The organism is Staphylococcus lutrae, from assembly GCF_002101335.1.
Lineage (GTDB): Bacteria > Bacillota > Bacilli > Staphylococcales > Staphylococcaceae > Staphylococcus > Staphylococcus lutrae.
Window position 1 is genome coordinate 1,904,054 of record NZ_CP020773.1, and the last position, 16,761, is coordinate 1,920,814.

General features: G+C 37.3%; 14 protein-coding genes. 11 read left to right on the plus strand and 3 right to left on the minus strand.

All coding sequences use genetic code 11. The features are described 5' to 3' along the window. Positions 1–58: 58 nt before the first annotated feature. Both clpB and B5P37_RS08860 read left to right on the plus strand, forming a co-directional pair. Positions 59–2,692 (plus strand): ATP-dependent chaperone ClpB, encoded by a 2,634-nt coding sequence (gene clpB, locus B5P37_RS08855; RefSeq protein ID WP_085237877.1) that lies wholly within the window; start codon positions 59–61, stop codon positions 2,690–2,692. Between the two features lie 341 nt (positions 2,693–3,033). Further along, positions 3,034–3,933: a 5'-nucleotidase, lipoprotein e(P4) family gene (locus tag B5P37_RS08860; protein WP_085237878.1), complete on the plus strand. Its 900-nt coding sequence runs from the start codon at positions 3,034–3,036 to the stop codon at positions 3,931–3,933. A gap of 167 nt (positions 3,934–4,100) precedes the next feature. Here the strand turns inward: B5P37_RS08860 and B5P37_RS08865 are convergent, their stop codons facing one another. After that, complete coding sequence (locus B5P37_RS08865; RefSeq protein WP_085237879.1) at positions 4,101–4,292, minus strand: DUF2929 family protein; 192 nt, start codon at positions 4,290–4,292, stop codon at positions 4,101–4,103. A 151-nt stretch (positions 4,293–4,443) separates the two neighbouring features. Between B5P37_RS08865 and B5P37_RS08870 the strand changes: the two genes are divergently transcribed. Further along, positions 4,444–5,385, plus strand: a complete 942-nt coding sequence (locus B5P37_RS08870; protein WP_085237880.1) for a beta-ketoacyl-ACP synthase III — start codon at positions 4,444–4,446, stop codon at positions 5,383–5,385. 17 nt (positions 5,386–5,402) lie between these two features. Beyond that, on the plus strand, positions 5,403–6,647 hold the full coding sequence (gene fabF / locus B5P37_RS08875; RefSeq protein ID WP_085237881.1) for a beta-ketoacyl-ACP synthase II: 1,245 nt from the start codon (positions 5,403–5,405) through the stop codon (positions 6,645–6,647). Positions 6,648–7,214: 567 nt separating this feature from the next. Here the strand turns inward: fabF and B5P37_RS08880 are convergent. Continuing rightward, positions 7,215–7,592: a DUF3899 domain-containing protein gene (locus B5P37_RS08880; protein WP_085237882.1), complete on the minus strand. Its 378-nt coding sequence runs from the start codon at positions 7,590–7,592 to the stop codon at positions 7,215–7,217. A gap of 200 nt (positions 7,593–7,792) precedes the next feature. Here B5P37_RS08880 and opp3b point away from each other — a divergent pair, with 200 nt between their 5' ends. Genes opp3b through B5P37_RS08905 form a run of 5 tightly spaced genes read left to right on the plus strand, consistent with a single transcriptional unit; the run spans position 7,793 to position 13,498 of the window. Next, on the plus strand, positions 7,793–8,719 hold the full coding sequence (opp3b, locus tag B5P37_RS08885) for an oligopeptide ABC transporter permease (protein ID WP_085237883.1): 927 nt from the start codon (positions 7,793–7,795) through the stop codon (positions 8,717–8,719). Then, entirely contained in the window at positions 8,719–9,780 is a 1,062-nt protein-coding gene (gene opp3C, locus B5P37_RS08890; RefSeq protein ID WP_085237884.1) for an oligopeptide ABC transporter permease, read from the plus strand. The genes opp3b and opp3C overlap by 1 nt, the downstream gene beginning before the upstream one ends. Before the next feature lie 14 nt (positions 9,781–9,794). After that, the gene (locus B5P37_RS08895) at positions 9,795–10,874 is read left to right on the plus strand and encodes an ABC transporter ATP-binding protein (protein WP_085237885.1); all 1,080 of its coding nucleotides are present in this window, start codon (positions 9,795–9,797) and stop codon (positions 10,872–10,874) included. After that, positions 10,867–11,811, plus strand: coding sequence for an ABC transporter ATP-binding protein (locus B5P37_RS08900; RefSeq protein ID WP_085237886.1), 945 nt, complete (start codon positions 10,867–10,869; stop codon positions 11,809–11,811). The genes B5P37_RS08895 and B5P37_RS08900 overlap by 8 nt, the downstream gene beginning before the upstream one ends. Positions 11,812–11,839: 28 nt before the next feature. Continuing rightward, positions 11,840–13,498, plus strand: coding sequence for a peptide ABC transporter substrate-binding protein (locus B5P37_RS08905; protein WP_085238455.1), 1,659 nt, complete (start codon positions 11,840–11,842; stop codon positions 13,496–13,498). A 103-nt stretch (positions 13,499–13,601) separates the two neighbouring features. On the opposite strand, the gene trpS is transcribed toward B5P37_RS08905, so the two are convergent. Beyond that, positions 13,602–14,591 carry a tryptophan--tRNA ligase gene (gene trpS / locus B5P37_RS08910; RefSeq protein ID WP_085237887.1) on the minus strand — a complete coding sequence of 330 codons (990 nt, stop codon included), beginning with the start codon at positions 14,589–14,591 and terminating at the stop codon, positions 13,602–13,604. Positions 14,592–14,902: 311 nt separating this feature from the next. Between trpS and spxA the strand changes: the two genes are divergently transcribed. Beyond that, positions 14,903–15,298 carry a transcriptional regulator SpxA gene (gene spxA / locus B5P37_RS08915; protein ID WP_085237888.1) on the plus strand — a complete coding sequence of 132 codons (396 nt, stop codon included), beginning with the start codon at positions 14,903–14,905 and terminating at the stop codon, positions 15,296–15,298. Positions 15,299–15,785: 487 nt separating this feature from the next. Continuing rightward, the gene (mecA, locus tag B5P37_RS08920) at positions 15,786–16,490 is read left to right on the plus strand and encodes an adaptor protein MecA (protein WP_085237889.1); all 705 of its coding nucleotides are present in this window, start codon (positions 15,786–15,788) and stop codon (positions 16,488–16,490) included. The last annotated feature ends 271 nt before the right edge of the window (positions 16,491–16,761 follow it).

Below are 16,761 nucleotides of genomic sequence, written 5' to 3' on the forward strand. Positions count from 1 at the left end.
ATTAAGGTCAAAGAAAGTCAAAGTCAATCGACCTATTTTAATAAAGGAGTGAGACATTTTGGACATTAATCAAATGACACATGCAATTCAAAATGCACTTCAAAAAGCAATTGAACATGCAAAATCTTACAAACTGACGAATATAGAAGTAGAGACGGTATTAAAAGCCGTTCTCGAAGCACCAGAGAGCTTATTCAATAGTATTTTAGAACGTGCGCACATCGATACGCATGCGTTAAATCAAGCTTATGAGCGTCAACTTAATAATTACCCGACAGTGAAAGGTGACCAAGTGCAATATGGTCAGTACCTTTCTCCTAAAACAAACGACTTATTTCTTAAAGCAGAAAAATATATGCAAACATATGAAGATCAATATATTTCTATGGAGCATATTTTGCGTGCAGCAATGGACATAGATGAAACGACACAACGATTTGTAGGTAATAAGAAAGAAGCAATCATTGAAATCATTAAAAAGATTAGAGGAGGGAATCATGTGACGACACAAAATCCAGAAATCAATTACGAAGCGTTAGCAAAATATGGGCGTGACTTAGTAGAAGAAGTACGTAAAGGGAATATGGATCCTGTTATCGGTCGAGATGAAGAAATTCGAAATACTATTCGTATTTTAAGTCGTAAAACAAAAAACAATCCTGTCCTTATCGGGGAACCTGGTGTCGGTAAAACAGCGATTGTTGAAGGCTTGGCACAACGAATTGTAAAAAAAGATGTACCGGATTCACTATTGGATAAAACTGTATTTGAGTTAGATTTAAGTGCACTCGTTGCAGGTGCAAAGTATCGTGGTGAATTTGAAGAGCGTCTTAAAGCTGTACTTAAAGAAGTAAAAGAATCAGAAGGACGTATTTTATTATTTATCGATGAAATCCATATGCTTGTCGGTGCAGGGAAAACAGATGGCGCAATGGATGCGGGAAATATGTTGAAACCGATGTTGGCTAGAGGAGAGTTACATTGTATCGGTGCGACAACATTAAATGAATACCGTGAATATATCGAAAAAGATTCGGCATTAGAGCGTCGCTTCCAAAAAGTCAATGTGGCTGAACCTAATATTGAAGATACAATTTCGATTTTGAGAGGATTAAAAGAACGCTATGAAGTCCATCACGGTGTGCGCATTCAAGACCGTGCGTTAGTCGCTGCTGCAGAATTGTCTGATCGCTATATTACAGATCGATTCTTACCAGATAAAGCCATTGATTTAGTCGATCAAGCTTCAGCAACGATTCGTACAGAAATGGGATCAAATCCGACTGAACTTGACCAAGCCAATCGTCGTGTCATGCAGTTAGAAATTGAAGAAAATGCATTGAAAAAAGAATCTGATGAAGCAAGTCGTTTACGTTTGAAAGAGTTACAACAAGAATTGGCTGAAGAAAAAGAAAAACAAGCCTCACTTCAAGCACGTGTTGAAAATGAAAAAGAAAAAATTGCTAAAGTACAAGAAAAACGGGCGGAACTTGATGAAAGTCGTAAAGCGTTAGAAGATGCTGAGAATAATTATGATTTAGAGAAAGCAGCGGTACTTCAGCATGGTAAAATACCACAATTAGAAAAAGAGTTAAAAGCATTAGAAGCAGCATTCCAGGAAGAACAAGGTGGAGACACGGATAGAATCATTCGAGAAGTCGTTACAGACGAAGAAATTGGTGAGATTGTAAGTCAATGGACAGGTATTCCAGTGTCAAAACTTGTCGAAACTGAACGTGATAAGTTGTTACACTTATCCGATATTCTTCATGAGCGTGTTGTTGGCCAGGACCGTGCGGTAGACTTAGTTGCAGATGCTGTTGTACGTGCGAGAGCGGGGATTAAAGATCCGAATCGTCCGATTGGTTCCTTCTTATTTTTAGGACCAACAGGTGTAGGTAAAACAGAATTAGCCAAATCATTGGCATCATCATTGTTTGATTCTGAAAAACATATGATTCGTATTGATATGAGCGAGTACATGGAAAAACATGCCGTTTCTCGGTTGATTGGTGCCCCTCCAGGTTATGTGGGTCATGATGAAGGTGGGCAATTGACTGAAGCGGTTAGACGTCACCCATATTCAGTGATTTTATTAGATGAAGTTGAAAAGGCGCATGCAGATGTTTTCAATGTGCTCTTGCAAATCTTAGATGAAGGGCGCCTCACAGACTCAAAAGGTCGAAGTGTCGACTTCAAAAACACAATTATTATCATGACAAGTAATATTGGCTCACAAATATTATTAGAAAATGTCAAAGATACGGGTGTTATCGATGCACATACTGAAAAAGCAGTAATGGAAAGTTTGAATGCTTATTTTAAACCTGAAATTTTGAATCGTATGGATGACATTGTCCTATTCAAACCTTTGACAGTTGAAGATATGCGATTAATTGTAGATAAAGTATTGATGAACTTAAATCAACGTTTGAAAGATCAACGCATCACGCTCGAAATTTCAGATGCGGCGGCAAAATGGATGGGAGAAACAGCTTATGAACCGCAATTTGGTGCACGTCCATTAAAACGTTTTGTACAACGCCATGTAGAAACACCACTTGCGCGTATGATGATTAAAGAAAACTTACCAGAAGGCACAATGATTTATGGAGAATTAAAAGACGGTGATATTCAATTTAAAGTTGAGCGACCATCTGAAGTGGATGATGACGTTTCGACACAAGAATAAAGCAGTATAGTTGAGGCAACAACATCAGGCGGTAAACTTTATTCATTGGAATATAAACATTCGTAAGGGGCTGAGACACGAGTTAACACTGTGTTGTTTCAGCCCCTTATCTTATATGGTGAAACGCACAGAAGTCAGTGGATGTACATCAATGATAAAAATTATTTTTTTGAATTAGCATCATAGTTAAATGTTTTAATTTTAAGAATGTCTGCTTTTATTGTAAAGAATATAAAAAAATTAATAGAAATATTGAGATTTATTATAAAAGGTTTTAATATAGATGTGTGGATAACACAAACAATGGATTCTCATATTATACATAAGAAAAGGTGAATGACTTGAAAAAATGGACAAAAACGACAGCAGCACTCTTAGCACTTGGGATTGTATCTTCTAGTCTTCCTTCAGCAACGTTTGCTTCTGGTGAACAAGAGGGCGTAAAAACACAACAAGCAACAACTCAGGACAAAAATCAAGCCGCTCGTATATTAGGGCAACAAAATGTGATGAGTGTGGCATGGTATCAAAACTCTGCTGAAGCTAAAGCTTTGTATGCACAAGGTTATAACGCAGCAAAAGAAACATTAAGTAAGAAAATTAAGGATCATAAAGGCGGAAAAAAATTAGCCATTGTACTTGATATTGACGAAACGGTACTTGATAATTCTCCGTATCAAGCAACGAGTGCATTAAAAGGGCAAGTGTTTCCTGAAGGATGGCATGAATGGGTTGAATCGGCGCAAGCGAAACCTGTTTATGGCGCGAAGTCGTTTTTAAAATACGCCGATCGCCACGGTGTGGAAATTTTTTACGTATCTGACCGTTCGCATGAAAAAGATTTAGAGGCAACGATTAAAAACTTGAGAAGCGAAAAATTGCCACAAGCAGATAAAAAGCACGTATTATTGAAAAAAGAGGGAGAAAAAGGTAAAGCTGAGCGCCGTGATCGCGTGCGTACTGAATATAACTTAGTGATGTTATTTGGTGACAATTTACTTGACTTTGACGAGCCTAAAGCTGCAACACCGCAAGCGCGTGAACAATTAGTGAAACAGCATGAAGATGAGTTTGGTAGCAAATATATTATTTTCCCTAATCCAATGTATGGCAGTTGGGAAGCGACATTATACAATAACGATTACAGCATTGATGGCAATAAAAAAATTGAAAAGCGTGAACAATCATTACGCTATTTTGATGTTAAAACGAATAAAGTGAAAACGTATGAAATGAAATAATAGTTAACATGACGGCAGGGCAAATTGAGGTGGAGTCAATTTTGTTCTGCTGTTTGACGTATTTTGGCAGATTTGAGAAGAAAGATTCACGTACAAAAAAGGTTGAGTACGAACGAAATAACGTGTGTTCGTATTCAACCTTTAATTATCATAGCGTATGATTCAATTTAATGTGTATCTTGAGATTGCTTGTGCGGTGTTGTGGCAACATCTAATAATGCAAGTACAATGACTGCAAAGACTGCGACGAAAAGAGGTGTCACAAGATTAAGAGGTCCGCCACCGCTAAGACTATTCAAAACAAAGTTAATCATTTCTACAAGGAGAATAGCCCAAATCAATGTGATGAAGTATTTCATTTTATATTTGCCTCCATAAAACTGATAAGTTCATTATAGTATGCTTCTCATGTTTTGTATAGCGTTCACTAGCATGTGGCTTGTTTTTTTAAACGATTATATGTTAAATTAATACCTGGTATTAAAAAATTAAGAAGAAGGTGTTCAAACCATGAATGTAGGTATTAAAGGGTTTGGGGCATACGCACCAGATCGGGTTGTGGATAATGCATATTTTGAATCATACCTAGATACATCAGATGAATGGATTTCACAAATGACAGGTATTAAAGAACGTAGATGGGCAGATGAAAATCAAGATACATCTGATTTAGCGTATGAAGCCAGTCTTCGTGCGATAGAAGATGCAGGTATCGCAGCACAAGACATTGACATGGTTATTGTGGCAACATCTACAGGGGATCATCGCTTTCCTACCGTAGCGAATATATTACAACAGCGTTTAGGTTTAGGTAAAATTGCTTCTATGGATCAATTGGCCGCATGCTCAGGGTTTATGTATGCTATCGTAACAGCACGCTCCTTTGTGCTATCAGGAGAATATCAAAACGTACTTGTAGTTGGTGCGGATAAGCTGTCAAAAATTACAGATTTTAATGATCGTGGAACAGCGATTTTATTTGGTGATGGTGCAGGTGCAGTTATCATTGGCGAAGTATCAGAAAATCGTGGTATTCTGAGCTATGAGTTAGGTTCTGATGGTGTTGGAGGTAAGTATCTCTATCAAGATAAAGAGACTAACTTTATTCGTATGAACGGACGCGAAGTCTTTAAATTTGCTGTACGTGTGATGGGTGAATCGTCACAACGTGCAGTGGAAAAAGCGAACTTAAGTGCAGATGATATTGACATGTTTATTCCGCATCAAGCCAATATTCGCATTATGGAATCAGCACGTCAACGCTTAAATTTACCGAAAGAAAAAATGAGTGTCTCAGTAAATAAATATGGAAATACATCAGCAGCTTCTATCCCGCTCAGTGTAAGACAAGAATTAGAAGATGGACGTATCAAAGACGATGATATTGTTGTTTTTGTAGGCTTCGGTGGCGGACTCACTTGGGGCTCAATCGTCATCAGATGGGGTAAATAATAGAGGAGGAAATGAATATGACAAAGAAACAGCGTGTTGTAGTAACAGGTTTAGGTGGATTATCACCAATCGGAAATGATGTCCCGACAATGTGGGAAAATGCTTTAAAGGGTGTTAATGGTATCGATAAAATTACGCGATTAGATACGTCACCTTATCAAGTTCACATTGGTGGAGAATTAAAAGATTTTAATATTGAAGATTTTATTCCTAAGAAAGAAGCACGTAAAATGGCGCGTTTTACACAATATGCCATTGTTGCTGCACGAGAAGCGTTAAAAGATTCAGGATTAATCATAGATGAGCACAATGCAGATCGCGTCGGGGTTTGGATTGGTTCAGGCATTGGTGGTATGGAAACGTTTGAACAAGCTTATGATCAATTAAAAGCACGTGGTCCTCGTCGTGTGAGCCCATTCTTTGTTCCTATGCTAATTCCCGATATGGCGTCAGGTCAAGTATCGATTGATACGGGTGCAAAAGGACCTAACGGCTCTACAGTTACTGCATGTGCAACTGCCACAAACTCAATTGGTGAAGCGTTTAAATTTATTGAACGTGGTGACGCAGATGTGATGATTGCGGGTGGAACTGAGGCGCCTATTACACATATGGCAATTGCAGGGTTTAGTGCAAGCCGTGCGCTGACAACAAATGAGGATGTGGAAACGGCTTGTCGTCCATTCCAAGAAGGCCGAGACGGTTTTGTAATGGGTGAAGGTGCTGGCGTATTAATTTTAGAATCACTTGAGTCAGCACAAGCAAGAGGTGCAAATATATATGCTGAACTCGTAGGTTATGGTGCGACTGGTGATGCCTACCATATTACGGCACCAGCGCCTGAAGGTGAAGGAGGCTCTCGTGCGATGGAAGCCGCGATTAAAGATGCGGGGGTTCAACCGAGCGATATCCAATACTTAAATGCACATGGGACAAGTACACCGGTAGGCGATTTATCTGAAATTCAAGCGGTGAAAAACACATTTGGTGAAGCGGCGAAATCATTGAAAATCAGCTCTACAAAATCTATGACAGGCCATTTGTTAGGTGCGACAGGTGGAATCGAAGCCATTTTCTCTATTTTATCTATTCGAGATGGTAAAATCGCTCCAACAATCAATGCGAATAGCCCAGATCCAGAAATTGATTTAGATATTACGCCAAATCAAGCTGTTGATCATGAGATTGAATATGCGATGAGTAACAGTTTAGGTTTTGGTGGACATAACGCAGTACTGATCTTTAAAAAATATAGTGAATAACTGTGAAAAGTTAAATATGACAATGGATTAGCACGTTTATTGTGATGCGAATCCAGTCATATCCTCGAAGCGGTGGATTTTGTCTCTGACAAGATCCGCCGCTTTTTTAGAAGGCATATGAATTTTTAATGGGAGGAAATGAAATAAAAGAGCTTGGTATGTGAAAGAACAAATCGATAAAGGAGTAAGGGCTTACAGATTTGGTTTCACAATATTAAGAAGTGTAAGGCATATTTATGAATAGATATACAAATGATGTTTGCTATAGACGTACATCAATTTGATTGAAAAGATGAAAGATTATGTGCATGAAGTGCATCTTATGTGTTGACATTTTTAATAGAAGAAACACGTCATAAAAATTCCGTTTAGGAAAATGATTTATATCATAGAAAATTGATTTATAGGCATTATTTTAAAAGTAGTTTAATCACAGAGTTTCCATTTAATTGAAGTTGAGACAATTAAATATTCACCTTTATAAACAAGCTATGAAGTTACTTTATTTCAGAATTATCTGATATCACATGCGTGTTCAACAAACACCCATGTATAGGGTATTCATTTTTAAATGAGAAAAGCGAGTGCAATAGAAATGACAAAATAGATGAAATGTATGATTAAAGCAGGTTTAATCCAAGGTGATACAAAATGATGTGTTTTTTTAGGGTGTTTTGGATTGAAAAATTCATCTGCTTCATAACGGACACGATTTTTTTTGCGCATCAGTTGGTAACGAAATTTTCTAAACCCATAACTGGTTACATCGAGTATGCCTTCTTGAACAATGAGTAAGGCGAACAACATCATCCCTACGAGTACAGTGATGGTGAAAAAGGTATTTACGAAATGAATGAAAGTGTGTGTTGTAAATAACCATATGCCCAAAGTTGCCAGGGGTGTGAATAAAATATAAATAATGGCATTTTGATTTAAGTATTTCATAGTTTCAGTCCTTTTTTAAAGCTTTTTCAAATATTGTAACGGATATAGAGCGATTTTGATATATAAAATAAAAGTAATCAAAAATTTTATAGAGTTAAACCAAATGCTATTGATTAAATTTTACGGAAAGACTATAATGGCATTAATATTTCTGAAAATTTAGAAGGGAATGTTAACTTAGATGTAGGGGGAATGAATCAATGCTTAGGTATACTCTGAAACGTTTATTGTATATGGTAATTTCTTTGTTTATTATTATTACCATTACATTTTTCTTAATGAAATTGATGCCGGGCTCACCATTTAACGATGAAAAGTTAAGTGAACAACAAAAAACAATATTGAACGAGAAATACGGATTAAATGATCCGTTACCGGTGCAATATGCGAACTATATGAAAAATGTTGTAAAAGGAGATTTTGGTAATTCTTTCCAATATGACAACCAACCTGTTTGGGATCTCATTAAACCGAGATTAGTACCATCAGTTCAAATGGGGTTATTTGCGATGGTGATTGGTGTCATATTAGGAGTCATATTAGGTGTGATTGCGGCCACACGTCAAAATTCGTGGGTAGACTATCTCGCCACCTTTATCTCAGTAATTGCAATATCTGTGCCGTCGTTTGTCTTAGCGGTTTTATTACAGTACGTCTTTGCCGTGAGATTACAATGGTTTCCAGTTGCGGGTTGGGAAGGACTATCGACAGCGGTATTACCTTCATTAGCTTTATCCGCTGTTGTTTTAGCGACCGTTGCACGTTATATTCGAGCAGAAATGATAGAAGTCTTGAGCTCTGATTACATACTATTGGCTCGAGCAAAAGGGAATTCTACAGCACGAGTGTTATTTGGACATGCGTTACGTAATGCGCTTATCCCAGTGGTAACGATTTTAGTCCCAATGTTAGCGAGCATTTTAACCGGGACGTTAACAATTGAAAACATTTTCGGTGTCCCAGGATTAGGTGACCAATTTGTGCGTTCAATTACCACAAATGACTTCTCAGTGATCATGGCGATTACGCTTTTATTCAGTACATTGTTTATCGTATCCATTTTCATTGTGGATGTACTTTACGGTTTAATTGATCCACGAATTCGATTGCAAGGGGGTAAAAAATAATGTCGAATCAACAACATCATTTACCAGGGGATGATCTTTCTGGCGCAACAGTTGCGCAAACAGCGGGCATCATGCATGAAGATTTTGTTCGTACCGGTGCACCAGATAGTGGAGAGCAAGACTTCCAGCGCGAAGGACGCACATTTTGGCAAGATGCATGGACGCAGTTAAAACGTAATAAATTAGCTGTGATCGGCATGATTGGCCTTATTATTATGATTTTATTTGCATTAATTGGCCCCCATTTAAACGGTCATGACTATGCCGAACAAGATGTTCAACGACGTAATTTGCCACCTAAAATAGCTGTGTTAGATCAAATTCCGTTTTTGCCTTTTGATGGACAAGGCGTGGATGGAAATGCCTATGAAAAAGCACATGTTAAAGAAAACTTTTGGTTTGGTACGGACCAACTCGGTCGTGATTTGTGGTCTCGTACGTGGCAAGGAACACAAGTGTCGCTCTTTATCGGTTTTGTTGCGGCAATATTGGATATTTTTATCGGTGTAATTTATGGGGCGGTTTCAGGCTATTTCGGCGGTCGTGTTGATGATATTTTACAACGTATCATTGAAATCATTTCATCGATTCCAACTTTAATCGTTGTTATTTTATTCGTCTTAATCTTTGAACCATCGATTTGGACTATTATTTTAGCGATGACGATTACAGGTTGGATTGGCATGAGCAGGGTCGTTCGTGGAGAATTTTTGAAGTTGAAACGTCAAGAATTCGTCTTAGCCTCACGTACATTGGGCACATCGGATTTAAAATTAATTTTTAAACACATCTTACCGAATACATTAGGGGCGATTATCGTGACATCAATGTTCACTGTACCTAATGCGATTTTCTTCGAAGCCTTTTTAAGCTTTATCGGTATCGGCGTACCAGCACCTCGAACATCTCTAGGTTCACTGGTTAATGAGGGCCGTGCGATGTTATTAATTCATCCACATGAATTATTTGTACCTGCTGTTGTGTTAAGTTTACTTATTCTATTTTTCTATCTCTTTAGTGACGGTCTACGCGATGCATTTGACCCTAAAATGCGTAAATAAAGGAGGAATGTACAATGTCTGAACGTATATTAGAAATTAATGACTTGCATGTTTCTTTCGATATTGAAGCTGGGGAAGTGCAAGCGGTAAGAGGCGTTGATTTATATTTAAACAAAGGAGAAACGTTAGCGATTGTTGGTGAATCAGGTTCAGGGAAATCTGTAACGACAAAAGCAATTACTAAGTTATTCCAAGGGCCAACAGGGCGAATTAAAAAAGGGAGTATTATATTTAACGGTGAAGACTTAACGCAAAAGTCGGAAAAAGAATTAATGAAATTACGTGGAAAAGAAATTTCAATGATTTTCCAAGATCCGATGACGTCATTAAATCCGACAATGAAGATTGGAAAACAAGTCATGGAGCCTATTATTCGTCATATCGGTTTGAGTAAATCAGAAGCCAAAAAAAGAGCCATTGAATTATTAAAGTTAGTCGGTTTAAAAAATGTTGAAGCACGCTTCAATGCGTATCCTCATCAATTTTCTGGAGGACAACGCCAACGTATCGTCATCGCTTTAGCCCTTGCATGTGAACCTAAAATACTCATTGCTGATGAACCTACGACAGCACTTGACGTAACAATGCAAGCGCAAATATTAGAGTTGATGAAAGAGCTTCAACAAAAAATTGATACATCAATCATTTTCATTACACACGATTTAGGTGTTGTAGCGAACGTCGCTGATCGAGTGGCCGTCATGTATGGGGGTCAAATGATTGAAACAGGCGATGTCAACGAAATTTTCTATGACCCTAAGCATCCATATACATGGGGATTGCTTTCATCAATGCCTGACTTAGATATGGGGGATGATGCAACCTTATTAGCAATACCAGGTTCACCACCAGATTTGATTCATCCACCTAAGGGTGATGCATTCGCCGCACGTAGTGAATATGCGCTCGCGATTGATTTTAAAGAGGCACCTCCGTGGTTTAAAGTTTCACCTACGCATTTTGTGCGCTCTTGGCTATTAGATGAACGTGCACCGCAAGTTGAACCACCAGAAATTGTGAAGCGGAAACAACGTCCAATGCCTAATAATTTAGCAAAACCAGAACGTGTAGAAAGGGTGTCGTTTAATGGCTGAGAAAGAAGTACTCCTTGAAGTTAAAAATTTAAAACAATATTTTAATCATGGTAAACGAAATGAAGTACGTGCGATTGAAGATATCTCTTTTAAAATATATAGAGGAGAAACTTTTGGTTTGGTTGGAGAGTCTGGTTCAGGAAAATCAACAACAGGAAAAGCCATTATTAGGCTGAATGACGTTACAGATGGACAGGTGCTTTACGAAGGGGTAAACATCCAGGAAATTAAAAAGCGTAAAGATTTATTGAAGTTTAATAAAAAAATCCAAATGATTTTCCAAGACCCTTATGCATCGTTAAATCCGAGACTGAAAGTAATGGATATTGTTGCAGAAGGGATTGATATCCACAAGCTAGCAAAAAATCGTGAAGACAGAAAAAAACGTGTATACGACTTATTAGAAACTGTAGGTTTAAGAAAGAGTCATGCGAATCGTTATCCCCATGAATTCTCTGGAGGACAACGACAACGTATTGGTATCGCACGTGCGCTCGCGGTTGAACCAGAATTTATTATTGCAGACGAACCGATCTCAGCTTTGGACGTTTCGATTCAAGCACAAGTTGTCAACTTAATGCAGAAGTTACAGCGTGAAAGAAATATTACATTCTTATTCATTGCGCATGATTTATCGATGGTTAAATACATTTCTGATCGCATTGCAGTGATGCATCTTGGAAGGATTGTTGAGCTAGGATCTGCAAATGAAATATATCATCATCCACTGCACCCTTATACGAAGTCTTTATTATCTGCTGTACCACAACCAGATCCAGATAGTGAGCGTACGAGAAAACGTATCATGTTCCAAACAGAGGATGCGCTCGATGATCAACGTCGTCTAGTCGAAGTCACACCTGATCATTTTGTGTTTGCGACAGACGAAGAGCTTAAACAATATCAACAAAATGAATACGATACGGTGAATGGATAAAGACAGAAAGGGGGAAATACAATTGAATATGCGTCATACGTTTAAATTATTTGTAACAGCAGTATTAGCCGTGCTTGTATTGGCGGCATGTGGAAATAGCGGAGGCATTTATGATGATGAAGGTCAAGTGTTCCGAAAAGTAATTCCACAAGACATGGCTTCGCTCGATTCTGCAAAAGTCACAGACACAGTAAGCTTTGATAAGTTTAATCAAGTTTATGAAGGGTTGTATACGTTAGGTAAAAATGATGTTGCACAACCTGGTGTCGCAAAAGGGGAGCCCAACATTTCAGAAGACGGTAAAACATGGACAATAGAATTGAGAAAAAATGCGAAATGGTCGAATGGGGATCCAGTGACAGCGCACGACTTTGTTTTCGCATGGCAACGTGTATTAAACCCTGATACGGCTTCTGAATATGCCTACATCATGTATGATTTAAAAAATGCTGAAGCGATTAATACAGGTAAAAAGAAACCATCAGAACTCGGTGTAAAAGCTTTAGATGATTATACATTACAATTTGAATTAAATAAGCCAATTCCATATTTTAAAGAAATGTTAGCATTTGGAACGTTTTTACCACAAAATGAAAAAGTGGTGAAAAAATATGGTGAGCGTTACGGTACAACAGCAGATAAATCTGTCTACAATGGTCCGTTTAAAGTGAAAAAATGGGCAGTTGAAGATAAAATACTCCTCGTTAAAAATGACCAATATTGGGATAAAGATGTAGTCAAATTGGATAAAATCAACTACAAAGTATTGAAAGATGCCCAAGCAGGTGCGTCTTTATACGATACTGGCTCAGTCGATGATACAACGATTACTTCTGAACAAGTGGACAAATATAAAGGTACACCTGCATTAAAAAAACGTTTACTTGCGGCAACGTTTTACTTGAAATTAAATCAAGATAAAGTCCCTGCATTCAAAAATAAAGATTTACGCCTAGCATTTGCACAAGCCATAAATAAAAATGCTTATGTGGATTCGGTATTAAACAATGGTTCTCAACCTAGTGATGGTTTCACATCAAAAGATACAGCGAAAGATCCAAGCGGTAAAGACTATGCGGATCAGATTAAATCGCCGCTGAAGTATCAGCCTGAAGAAGCAAAAGCACACTTCAAAAAAGCGCAACAAGCGTTAGGTCAAGAAGAATTTACCTTTACAATGAATACAGATGATACACCATCAAATAAAATTTCAGCTGAATTTATTAAAGCACAAATTGAAAAGAATTTGCCGGGTGTAACAGTGAAAATTCAACAATTGCCATTTAAACAACGTATTGCACGTGAACATGGTGGAGATTATGATATTTCAATTTCAGGATGGGGACCAGATTATCCAGATGCGATGACGTTCCTTGATATTATGACAACAGGAAATGCGTCGAACAACACGGGTTGGAGTAACAAAATTTATGACCAAAAAATTAAAGAGGCGAATGGCCCGTTATTGAAAGATGTTGATCAACGCAACCGCATATTGGTAGAAGCGGAAGAACTATTGTTAAATGAAGCACCGATTGCACCGATTTATCAGAAAGGGGAGTCTCATTTAACGAACCCACAAGTGAAAAATTTACAATATCATAACATCGGTGGTGACACATCGTTGAAATATGCTTATATCGATAAAAGTATCGATAGAGAAACTGGGAAAAAGAAAGAGAAATAATGAGTTTTAAAGAAAATAAAGCGCGTGCCCGTGTAGTGAAATGACTACACGGGCACGCGCTTTTGTCTTTGATATAAAAAATATGCAAGTCTAACTGTGCTTTTTATCGCTTACGACCTAAGCCCATCGCTTTTTCCATTTTTTTCAATGTTTTAGATGAGACGCGATGTGCTTTTTCACGGCCTTGATCTAAGACTGTATCTAATGCTTCCGATTCATAAAAAGCATTATATTTTTCTTGGAAATCAGTTAAAAAGTTTTCAACGACAGTTGCTAAATCCGCTTTAAATGTCCCATAACCTTCATTCGCATAACGAGATTCTAATGATGTGATAGATTCATCTGTTAAGCTTGAATAAATCGTCAGAAGATTAGAGATTCCAGGTTTGTTTTCTTTATCAAATTGAATGATACCATCTGAATCAGTAACTGCACTTTTAATCTTTTTAGCTGCCGCTTTTGGATCATCTAAAAGAGAAATAAAGTTTTTAGTATTATCGTCACTTTTACTCATTTTCTTAGTCGGATCCTGTAAACTCATTACGCGACCACCGACTTTAGGCATTTGAATTTCGGGCTTTACTAAAATATCATTATAACGACTATTAAAGCGATCGACTAAGTTACGTGTGAGTTCGATATGTTGTTTTTGATCTTCACCAACGGGTACAATTTCAGTATTATATAGAATGATATCTGCTGCCATGAGTGGTGGGTATGTGAGTAAGCCAGCAGGGATGCCTTCACTCTGCTTTTGCGCTTTATCTTTAAACTGAGTCATCCGTTCAAGCTCACCGATAGAAGATATCGTTGTGAGCATCCAACCTGCTTGAACATGAGCAGGTACTTCGGACTGAATAAAAAGTGTGACTTTCTCGGGATTTAGACCTGATGCAAGGTAAATGGCTGCAAGCTGACGAATTTGTTTTCTCAATTTCAAGCGATCTTGTGGTACAGTAATGGCATGTTGATCAACGATACAAAAATAACAATCATAGTCATCTTGAATTTCATTAAATTGTTTTAATGCCCCAATGTAATTGCCAATTGTTGGGATACCACTAGGTTGAATACCTGAGAATAATGTTTTCATATTAATTAGCCTACTTTCTGTCATGTTTATATGTATTTCTATTGTAACAGTATTTTCAAAGTTTGTAAGGGATGTTCCTATAAAAACCTACATCACACATTGGAAAAATCATACTAAAGTCTGATTATTGCAATCATTGAATTATTTTGTATTTTTCTCATTTAATTTTAATGTTAAAGGTGTATAATAGAAACATAACGTTAGATACGAGAAAGTAAAGATTTGCATTGTTTGAACGTCTATGAAGCAGTCAAACTTGAAACGTTAAATTACAATGAATTCATTTTCATTAATTGAGGAGAGTGAGATGTATGGTAACATTATTTACTTCACCAAGTTGCACATCTTGCCGTAAAGCGAAAGCATGGTTACAAGAACATGACATTCCGTATACGGAGCGAAATATTTTTTCTGAACATTTAACTTTAGATGAAATTAAACAAATTTTAAAAATGACTGAAGATGGAACGGATGAAATTATCTCAACACGTTCTAAAACTTATCAGAAAATCAACGTGGATATCGATTCATTACCACTTCAAGATTTATATACAATCATTCAAGAAAACCCTGGTATTTTACGTCGACCAATCATTCTAGATGATAAACGACTACAAGTGGGTTACAATGAAGACGAAATCCGTCGTTTCTTACCTCGCAAAGTTCGTACGTTCCAATTGCAAGAAGCGCAACGTATGGTGGATTAATGATATTGATTTTACTGCAATGAACGGTAAAACGAAAATAAAAAGGACTAGAACAAAAGACGTTCCAGTCCTTTTTGTGTGTGTGAGGGTGTTTCAAAAAGGAGAGGTTGATGAAAGGTTAGGCATGAAAATGATGAGATGTTATGCGTGTCACTTTAAAAATGCGCAATCATGTCATTGGTTTGATGATTAAAGGGTGTTTTCCCACGTGCATAGGCCGGGATAGTATAAAACTTCTTTTGTGATTTGATGAGAACATACGCCTAATAGGATGTGCAATGCGCGTGTAAGTCAACCGATTTTATTATTTATAAAAATGACGATATTCACGTTGAAATGATGTACCAACAGGGTATAAGATTAACAGTACCGTATTAAAAAAATGGATATGTTTTACAACATCATCATACAGACAAATAGATTGAGTTTTTACAAGTTGTTTAATACAATAGGATTACTATTCATCGACTGTAAGGAGTGAGATGATATGAGAATAGAACGCATTGATGACATGACAGTAAAGCTTTTTATTACGTATACAGATATAGAAGCGCGCGGATTTAAACGTGAAGACCTGTGGACAAACCGTAAACGCGGTGAAGAATTTTTTTGGTCAGTAATGGAAGAAGTCAATGAAGAAGAAGATTTCGTCGTTGAAGGGCCGCTATGGATTCAAGTTCATGCCTTTGAGAAAGGTGTGGAAGTCACAATTTCCAAATCAAAAAATGAAGATTTAATGCAGATGTCAGAGGAAGAGCGTGCATTTGATGAATTCGATAGTCAATTGAACGAATTGTTATCACAGTCATTAAAAGACGAAGAAACATCAGAAAGTCAGAAAGTGGCAGAGGCGCCTTCATATCGTAAACGTTCTCATAAACAGCATGAGACAACACGAACAGCGCTCTTTAAATTTGAAGATTTAGAAAATGTGATTGCTTATGCACATCGCAATGATCAACAAGTCACACAATTTGAAGATTTGCTTTATATGCTGGATAATCAATATTATTATGTTGTGCATTTTGATGAAGCGGTTTCTGAAACGTTGATTCATGATTTTTATGGACAGATTCTAGAATTCGCAGCACCAAGTGATAAAACTGAAATTTATTTAAATGACTACGGCAAAATTGTAATGAGTCATAATGTGATGGCACAAGTGACGCGTTACTTTTCAGATGCCCAATAATTGAATCGTGCTGTGAGTAATAAAAGAGGGGGAGTGCTTTAATAGCGCTACCTCTTTTTATTATGAGGTTTTTGGATGTGTGAGGCTGAATGGAAAGACGAGGAGAGGCGCGTGGCAACCATAATGATACAAAGGAGATCAAGTTATCCTCTATCTGATATCTCATGTCATTGATAAAGCAAGGTTGAACAAGTGAGACATAGATTCATTCGTGTTTATCATTTTATTATGCATTTTAAAAGTAATCATTGATTCATATGCGTGTATGTGA

Coding starts and splice junctions, on each gene's coding strand:
- B5P37_RS08865 (WP_085237879.1), bottom strand. CDS start 4,292: ATGAAATACTTCATCACATTGATTTGGGCTATTCTCCTTGTAGAAATG.
- B5P37_RS08880 (WP_085237882.1), bottom strand. CDS start 7,592: ATGAAATACTTAAATCAAAATGCCATTATTTATATTTTATTCACACCC.
- trpS (WP_085237887.1), bottom strand. CDS start 14,591: ATGAAAACATTATTCTCAGGTATTCAACCTAGTGGTATCCCAACAATT.
- fabF (WP_085237881.1), top strand. CDS start 5,403: ATGACAAAGAAACAGCGTGTTGTAGTAACAGGTTTAGGTGGATTATCA.
- B5P37_RS08900 (WP_085237886.1), top strand. CDS start 10,867: ATGGCTGAGAAAGAAGTACTCCTTGAAGTTAAAAATTTAAAACAATAT.
- mecA (WP_085237889.1), top strand. CDS start 15,786: ATGAGAATAGAACGCATTGATGACATGACAGTAAAGCTTTTTATTACG.
- B5P37_RS08905 (WP_085238455.1), top strand. CDS start 11,840: ATGCGTCATACGTTTAAATTATTTGTAACAGCAGTATTAGCCGTGCTT.
- opp3b (WP_085237883.1), top strand. CDS start 7,793: ATGCTTAGGTATACTCTGAAACGTTTATTGTATATGGTAATTTCTTTG.
- opp3C (WP_085237884.1), top strand. CDS start 8,719: ATGTCGAATCAACAACATCATTTACCAGGGGATGATCTTTCTGGCGCA.
- B5P37_RS08895 (WP_085237885.1), top strand. CDS start 9,795: ATGTCTGAACGTATATTAGAAATTAATGACTTGCATGTTTCTTTCGAT.
- spxA (WP_085237888.1), top strand. CDS start 14,903: ATGGTAACATTATTTACTTCACCAAGTTGCACATCTTGCCGTAAAGCG.
- B5P37_RS08870 (WP_085237880.1), top strand. CDS start 4,444: ATGAATGTAGGTATTAAAGGGTTTGGGGCATACGCACCAGATCGGGTT.